Annotated in this window: 8 protein-coding genes; 7 read left to right on the top strand and 1 reads right to left on the bottom strand. The window is 47.6% G+C overall.

Annotated elements, in window-relative coordinates:
* The first annotated feature begins 1 nt into the window (after position 1).
* The 3 genes from QUB52_RS13310 to psbM all read left to right on the top strand — a co-directional run bounded on the left by QUB52_RS13310 (position 2) and on the right by psbM (position 2,678).
* Positions 2-1,855, top strand: coding sequence for a TolC family protein (locus tag QUB52_RS13310; RefSeq protein WP_265237222.1), 1,854 nt, complete (start codon positions 2-4; stop codon positions 1,853-1,855).
* 161 nt (positions 1,856-2,016) lie between these two features.
* Entirely contained in the window at positions 2,017-2,313 is a 297-nt protein-coding gene (locus tag QUB52_RS13315) for a (2Fe-2S)-binding protein (RefSeq protein WP_265237224.1), read from the top strand.
* A 251-nt stretch (positions 2,314-2,564) separates the two neighbouring features.
* A complete protein-coding gene (psbM, locus tag QUB52_RS13320) occupies positions 2,565-2,678 on the top strand; it encodes a photosystem II reaction center protein PsbM (RefSeq protein ID WP_194012816.1) in 114 nt (37 codons plus the stop codon).
* A 99-nt stretch (positions 2,679-2,777) separates the two neighbouring features.
* Here psbM and QUB52_RS13325 read toward each other — a convergent pair whose 3' ends face one another.
* Complete coding sequence (locus QUB52_RS13325) at positions 2,778-3,632, bottom strand: universal stress protein (protein ID WP_265237227.1); 855 nt, start codon at positions 3,630-3,632, stop codon at positions 2,778-2,780.
* A 143-nt stretch (positions 3,633-3,775) separates the two neighbouring features.
* On the opposite strand from QUB52_RS13325, the gene QUB52_RS13330 reads away from it, so the two are divergent.
* The 4 genes from QUB52_RS13330 to QUB52_RS13345 all read left to right on the top strand — a co-directional run.
* Positions 3,776-4,276, top strand: coding sequence for an acyl-CoA thioesterase (locus QUB52_RS13330; RefSeq protein ID WP_265237229.1), 501 nt, complete (start codon positions 3,776-3,778; stop codon positions 4,274-4,276).
* A gap of 188 nt (positions 4,277-4,464) precedes the next feature.
* The gene (locus QUB52_RS13335) at positions 4,465-5,529 is read left to right on the top strand and encodes a DMT family transporter (RefSeq protein ID WP_332973808.1); all 1,065 of its coding nucleotides are present in this window, start codon (positions 4,465-4,467) and stop codon (positions 5,527-5,529) included.
* Positions 5,530-5,551: 22 nt separating this feature from the next.
* Complete coding sequence (locus tag QUB52_RS13340) at positions 5,552-6,727, top strand: D-alanine--D-alanine ligase family protein (RefSeq protein WP_265237233.1); 1,176 nt, start codon at positions 5,552-5,554, stop codon at positions 6,725-6,727.
* Positions 6,728-6,929: 202 nt separating this feature from the next.
* The coding region (locus QUB52_RS13345) for a hypothetical protein (protein ID WP_332976197.1) at positions 6,930-8,118 on the top strand (1,189 nt) is incomplete at its 3' end.

The raw sequence follows: 8,118 nt of genomic DNA on the forward strand, positions 1-8,118 counted from the left end.
TATGCGTGTTTTTCGTCAAATAGTGGTGGTCGGAGTGGGCGCTGCAATTACTTTCAGCAACGCCGGACAGAGTGCTTCAGCACAGCCTCCGGCTAAATCTCAGGACAGTTGGGCCCTTGGCAATCAGCTCGAATTAGCATCGACCTCGAACACAAATCCAGCATCAGATCCCGAACAGTCGATCGCCCTTAACGCCCCAACCTCTGAGTCTCAGCAGCCCGAAGCAGTTAAGATCGCAGCAACTCCCCCAAGCGAGCCCTCGCTGGCATCACAGCCTCAGCAGCAGGAGTATTTGGCGCAGTCTCCAACGCCGACACCGACAAACACTCGGCAGCAACCTGTTCCCAGTAGCCCCAATAATGTTCCGATACCGAGTTCCCCGGTACCAATTCTCCGGGGCACTCCGAATGAAACTTTTCCGCCTCTTACCCCGAAGGGCATTCTAGACACCAAGCCCCCGGCTTCCCTGGAACCCAACCCGAATCCGCTACAGTTTCCGACTAAGCCGGAGGATGTCAGGATCGAGGAAACTCAGTCAATTACTTTGCAACAGGCGATCGATCTGGCCCGCCGCAACAGCCAAGTTTTACAAATTGCCCAGAAGCAAGTCGAACAAACTCGATCGGGTGTGCGGGAACAGCAGGCTGCTTTATTTCCCGATCTGACTTTTCAAATGACCGCGAGCCGCCAAGTCAGCGCCAGCGGACAGATTGGGGTGCAGACTCGGCTGCGCCGCAATGAGACTTTGCCGGCCAACCAACAACTGCCGACGAATTCTCCCGATTTCCAAAATTTCGGCAGCATCGGTCTCAACAACACTTTGCAGTTGAGCTACGACCTCGACATTTTCGGCCGCCGCACCGCTAATATCAATGCGGCTAGGGAACAGTTGCGCTTCCGGGAACTGGATTTGGAGCGCCAAGCCGAGCAACTCCGCTTCGACACTGCTGAGACTTACTACAACCTGCAAAACTCCGACGGACAAGTTGCTATCCGCCAAGCTTCTGTGAGAAATGCCCAGCAAAGTTTGCGGGATGCCGAAGCTTTGGAACGGGCCGGGGTGGGAACCCGCTTTGCTGTGTTGCAGGCTCAGTCAAATGTAGCTAACGAAGTGCAGCAACTGTCAGTGGCCCGTCGCGATCAGCGGGTGGCCCAGCGCAGGCTGGCTGAGATTTTGAATATCAGTCAGTCGGCGAACTTGACGGCGGCTGACCCGGTGGAGCAAGCTGGTTCCTGGAGGCTGTCTTTGGAAGAGAGTATCGTGCAGGCTTTTAAGAATCGCCCTGAGTTGGAACAGCAGTTAGTACAGAGGAATATCAGCCAGCAGCAGAGGCGATCGATTCGGGCGGGGGGGCTGCCTCAAGTTAATGTCACTGGTTCCTACAACTTCCAGGGGGTAACTACTGACAACTCAGACCCGTTTGCAACTCGCGGTTGGGGGAGCGGGTATGCGGTGCAAGCGAATCTGACTTGGAATTTCTTCGACGGGGGCGCGGTGAAGGCGAGGGTTAAACAGCGGGATGCTGATATCTCGATCGCCGAAAGTCGATTTGACCAACTCCGCAACCAAGTGCGCCGGGAAGTGGAACAAGCGTATTTTGGCTTAGAGTCGAGTTTTGAGAACATCGAAACTTCTGAGGCGGGGGTTTTACAGTCGAGGGAAGCTTTGCGTCTGGCCAGACTCCGGTTTCAAGCTGGCGTAGGCACTCAGACGGATGTGATTCAGGCGGAAACAGATTTGACTAGGGCTGAGAGAAACCGGTTGTCGGCAATTGTCAACTACAACCTGGGGCTTTCGTCTCTCCAGCGCGCTGTGAGCAATCTTCCGACTAATAACCTCTCGGATGCTCCTTGACAGTTGACAGTTGACAGTTGACAGTTGACAGCTTGTCGAAGGGTTGGGTTGGGGCGATCGACCTTTAATCGCAAAGGATGAGACATCGGGTATGAAACGTCCGACACATTAGTTAATATTTGGTTAGAGAGCTCCATGTCAACTGCGTTAAGGAATCGGCTATGGCTAATATCAAGTTTGTGAAGGAAAATCAGGAAGTCATCGCAGCCGATGGAGCCAATTTGAGGTTCAAAGCTCTAGAAAACCGCATCGACTTGTACACGTTTTCGGGAAAAATGATGAATTGCGGGGGCATCGGTCAATGCGGCACCTGCATTGTGGAAATTGTCGAGGGCGGTGAAAATCTGTCGCCCCGCACTGACTTTGAGAACCGCAAGCTCAAGAAAAAGCCCGAAAACTATCGATTGGCTTGTCAAACTATCGTCAACGGCCCGGTGAGTGTGAAGACTAAGCCGTAGCTGGGGTTTCTGAACGAAGAGGGAAGTTCGGCAACGGATTCCGTAACGGATTTAACGGATGTAACGGATGGGAGGGAAGTTCGGCAACGGATTCCGTAACGGATTTAACGGATGTAACGGATGGGAGGAAGGAAGAGGGAGGAAGAAGTAGACATTCTCTGGCTCTGGGATGCTTCGAGTTTTCCTTTTGCCTTTGAGTGTTATCCTAGTTGTGTGTGTTTTCCTATTTTTTAATAAAGGCTGGGGTCTTCATGGAAGTTAACGATTTAGGGTTTGTGGCAACCATTCTGTTTGTATTGGTTCCCAGCGTTTTTCTAATCATTCTGTACATTCAAACCGCTAGCCGTCAAGGTAGAAAAGAATAGCAACTGGTGCTATTTTTGTCTGGCTTTGCTAGTTGCAAAAAAAAGCGCCAACAGCTTTTTGCTGGGGCGCTTTTTTTGTTGACTGTCACGGTTGAGAGTTTAGCTGGCGACTGTGCGGGCTAGCAAGACGGGACAGTTGGCGTAGACTCGCACGTAGTCTGATAGGGAATTTCCTAGGAGTCGATCGAGATCCAGAAAGTTTTTAGCAACGTTTGGTCGCCGATCCGGAGAACCGATCACCAACAAGTCCGCATTCACCTCGTCTGCAATCTGACAAATTGCTTCACCGGGCTTGCCTTTGGCACTCACGCAGCGGTAGCTAATTCCCAGTTGTTTCGCGAGTGCTACTCCCGGAGCCAACACAGAGTCTTTTTCAGCAGTTGCTGTGACATCTTCGCTGTATTTTCCCGTCAAATCTTTGGTAACGTGTACTAGAATTATCTGCCCGCCACTGACTTCTTTGACGAAAGATAGCGCAAGCTGCAATGACTGTTTGGCAGATTCTGAGTTGTCGAGCGCCACCATGACGCGCCTGATTCTTTTGACATAGATGTCGTCTTTTACTAACAGCATCGGTCTCGATGTTAGCTGGAAAACGTACTGACTGACTGAGTTTTCCAAAATCGATTGCAGCCGTCCGAATCCCCGCGAACCCATAATTACTAAGTCGGATTGTTCTTCTTCTGCGACTTGGCAAACTGTGGTTTTCGGGTCTCCCTGTTTCAGCCGTGGATTGACTTTGCTGGGGTCGATTTTTAAAGACTGGACTGCTTGTGCTAAAATCTTGCCTCCTTCTTCCAACTTGTCGGCCATGCCATCGGATGTTACTTGGGGCGGCACGACGTGCAAGACGGTGACAGAGCTTTGTTGCAAGGAAGGGATGTCCATCAACATATTAAACATCTCTTCGCACAAGCCACGACCGGCGACGGCTACTAAAATTTTTTCGATCATGGTTTTTGGCGGTAAAAACGGTTGAGTTTTGTTGTGCGACGCTCTCACTAGGGCGTTGCTGCTCTAGTGGGTTAATGTTAAGCATAAGCCTGAAGTTTGCTTTATGATTTGTAGAAATGTAGCGTTTTGGAACAATTTGTAACGTGTTAGAGAACGATCGAACTCAACCAGAACTCGCACCGACTGGTGCTATTCAAAATCGACCCGGTATCGATTCTGAGGGCTGGTTTGAATATTTGGTGCGAGTCTACCCTCACCATACTGACTACAGCGGCGCAGTTTGGCACGGGACTTATCTGGCTTGGATGGAGGAAGCGCGGGTGGAAAGTTTACGCTCTCTTGGCATCGAGTATGCAGAGTGGGTGGCGCAGGGTGTGGAATTGCCCGTGGTGGAGCTTTCGCTGCGCTACCACCGCTCTGTGCAAATGGGTCAATCTGTGGCAGTCAGAACGCGGATGCTTGCTGGCGAGGGTGTGCGGCTGCTTTGGGATTACGAAATTCGATCGCCCGATACGCAGGAATTATACGTGACGGCGCAGGTAACTTTGGTTGGTGTCGATCGGGAAAAAGGCAAGATTATCCGCCAATTGCCACCGGCGCTCAAGGAAGCTTTGACAAAACTTTCTGCTAAACCTTCAACATAAGCTGCTGTTAACTACCAAAAATATAGTCCTGCACGGGTCGCCAGAAACCGGGTTTTTTGTCAAAAATTTGGTTGTAGGCCGCAGATTCTCTAAAAAACCCGGTTTCTTGAGTAAGGAGTGCGTAATTCCTGAGCTGGTTTTTGCAATCTTCTAATTTATACTTTCAGCCTTGGTGGGAATTTTCAATAATGTCAAAAAACTTGAAAGTAGCAGAGCAAAATATTGATGCACAGCGCAATATATTAGGGGACGATCAGTTAATACCTGCGTTAATAACTGAAGACAAAACTATTGTTTGTGAAAACCAGGACAATTTAAACAACGGTGAATTAGCTGACGACAGTTCAGGTAAAATTTGGGCGATCGTCTCGCTGTCGGCGGCGCTGCTGGCGGTGTCGCTGGCAGCCATTTTTATCAGGTTGAGCGAACGAGAAATCAGCCCGAATGCTACGGTTTTCAACCGTTTGTGGATAGCAACTGCGGTGTTTGGACTGTGGAATGGTGCGGATGCTGTGCGTCGCCGAATGTCTGGGAATGAGGTTGAAGCGCGATCGCCCTACACTCTGAAGGATGTGATGCTATTAACAGCCGTCGGCGTGGTTTCTTCTGCTTCTCTCGGTCTCTGGGCCTGGTCGCTAACTCAAACTAATGTCGCTAATTCAACTGTACTACGCAACTTAACTCCTTTATTTACTACTTTGGGGGGATGGCTGCTGTTGGGACGGCGTTTTGACAGCAGGTTTTTGCTGGGATTGGTGGTGGCGTTGGGAGGTGCGATCGCGATCGGCACTACAGACTTGCAAATCGCCGGAGAAAATTTTACCGGGGACATTGCTGCTTTGTTATCCGCAATGTTTTATGCAGCAAATCTGCTGATTGCGGAAGATTTGCGAACCAAGTTCCCGGCGACAACTATATTGATGTGGCGCTGTTTGATTGGCAGCATCTTGATTTTGCCCTTGGTTTTGCTGGAGGGCGATCGAATTTTCCCTTATTCTTGGGAGGGATGGCTGGCTGTAATTGCCTTGGCCGTGATTTGCCAAGCTTTTGGCCAAGGACTTCTCATCCACAGTCTCGGCACTTTGTCATCGGGATTTGTCGCCCTTTTTCTGCTGCTAGAACCAGTAATTACGGCGATTATTGCCTGGATGCTATTTTCCGAAAGTTTGAGCTTGTTTAATTGGTTCGCTTTCTCTGTAGTTTTGGCTGGAATATATTTAGCCAAATCGAGCAAATATGCCGATCGCAAATAAAACAAAAAAGGAAACAACTTAAATGGTAGCAACATCAATCGGCAAAACTTCCTGGCATTACGACTTTAGTTTACTCCCTCAATACTTAGAAAAGCTGTTTGCCAAACTGCGGATTGCTGTAGTGTTCGGCGGCAACTGCGATCGCCAGGGAGCCGTGATTTACAAAACCCACAATCCCCGCTCTTGGAAAAGTTACGAAATAGTCGCCCGCGAGATTGCCCAAGCATTAACAGAAATTGGTTTTAAGCAGGTTTTTGTCATGCCTGACGACATGAACTTGCCGGAACAACTAAAACAACAAAATATCCATTTAGTGTGGCTAAATACGGGCGGAGTCCAGGGCTACAATCCAGTTTGTCATACTCCCGCCTTGCTAGAAATGTTGGGAATGCCCTATATCGGTCACAATCCTTTAAATAGTTCAACTTTAGATAACAAACACGCATTTAAACGGGAACTGCAATCAGTCGGAATTCTAACCGCTCCGTTTATGACTTGGCATCCTTCTCAAGGAATTTTGCAGCCTAATTTGCACGAGCGTTTTGCCATTGCTTTTGGCGAGTATCAAGGGCCTTTTGTGGTCAAACCAGTATCGGGTCGCGCTTCGCTGCACGTTCATTTTGTAGACAAAATTGATGGTTTATCTGAGGCGGTTTCCGAAGTTCACCAAGCAACTCACAATACTGCTTTAATTGAAAAATATTTGCCGGGACGAGAATTTTGTGTAGCAGTTTGTGGATATGTAACTCATGCTAAAGGTGGTTTTACTAAAAACACAAAACCCTTTGCTTTTTCGACGGTAGAGAGAATTTTCGGATCGGAGGAACGCATCTTTACTTCTATGGATAAAAAGGCGATTACGGCCGATCGCGGGCGGTTGATGGGCGCGGAGGAACCAGAACTAAAACAAAAGTTAATTGAGTTGGCTCGCAAAATCTATTGGGAGTTCAGCTTGAACAGTTTGGTGCGGATTGATGTCCGCAGCGATGCTGATGGAGAACTTTATGTTTTGGAAGCAAATCCGAAACCGGATCTCAAACATCCAGGCGAAAATGTGACAAGTTTGGTTGCTTTGGGTTTGGCGGAATACGGGATGAGTTATAACGATTTAATTTTTAGTTTACTGGCGGATAGATTGGATTATTTGCTGACTCAACATATCGGGATTGTTTCTCATATTGTGGATTTGCTTCGTTAATCTGACTTTGGTAAAATATTTCACTGTCGGGTGCGCCTTGCGCACCTTATCTGTGGGTTTTTTGTAAATAAATATGAATTGTCGCAGCAAGTGAACACAAGCGCGCAAGTTGTGATAGCTTTGAGTAAGATAGCAATTTCTGAATGTCCCTTTTTTGGGGCAAGCATCAGGGTAACTCAATTTATATCAATTAAATAAACAAATGGAAGCATTACTTTTATTAATAGGATTTGCAGGCGGTGCATTAATCTGCTGGCTAATTTTGAAAAAGCGAAATTCACGCAATTTGGTGCGGATGCATGGTTCGCAGGAGGCTATATCAAATTTAGCCTCTCAGTTGGACGCCAGAACTTCGGAATTGCGGCAAAAAATACAGAATGAAAATCAGTTAAATTATGAAGTGTCTGATCTGCAAAGTCGCTTAGAAATTGTGACTAGGGAGCAAGATCTTTTACATAATCAAGTATCGCAATTGGAAGAATTTTTGGCAGGAATTGCTGAAGAGCGATCGCAAGTTGATTCTCTGATTGCTGATTTGCAGTTTCAGCTAGAAAATGCTGAACAAGCTGAGTCGCAGTTAGCCCAAGTGGCAGAATTTCAATATCAGTTAGAGGTGGCGCATCAAGAGCGATCGCAATTTAACGCTCAAATGCTGGAAATGCAAGCAGAATTAGAGACGGTTGATGCAGAACGTTCTCAATTTCAGGCTTTGCTGTCGGAATTTGACAACCAGTTGCAAGCTGTTAATCAAAATAGAGCGCAGCTACAGTATCAGTTATCGGAAATTCAAATTAAGTTCGATCGCTCAATTCAAGAGCGCGAGCAACTTCAGTCTCAATTTTCTGGCTTGCAAGCTCAACTGGAGAGTGCAGAGCAAGAACGAGAAATACTCAACTCTCAATTGGAAACCGCCCACCAACAACCAAATCAAGCGCAACCTGAATTATTAGAGCTGGAAAGAAAGTTAGAAGCAGCCAATCGAGATAAAATGCAGTTAAACTCTCAATTCTCTGAGCTGCAAAGTCAATCAGAGACAGTTATTCGAGAGCGAGAACAACTGCTTTTTCAGTTGTCAGAATTGCAGGCTCAAGTAAATCCCAGCGAGGGAGATAACTCCCAACTTCTGTCTAAATTATCGGAACTGCAAGCTCAATTAGAAACTGCTGACACTGAGCGATCGCAGCTTGCGGCTCAACTCTCGGAATTCCAAACTCAAATCGAGCAAGCCAACCAAAATCAAAATCAACTGCAATCTCAAATATCCGAGTTAGAAACTCAGTTAGAAAGCGCGCATCAAATTCGCTCAGAATTGGAATCGCAGCTTGCGGCTCAACTCTCGGAATTCCAAACTCAAATCGAGCAAGCCAACCAAAATCAAAATCAACTGCAAT

Source organism: Microcoleus sp. A6-C6 (genome assembly GCF_036705955.1).
Lineage (GTDB): Bacteria > Cyanobacteriota > Cyanobacteriia > Cyanobacteriales > Microcoleaceae > Microcoleus.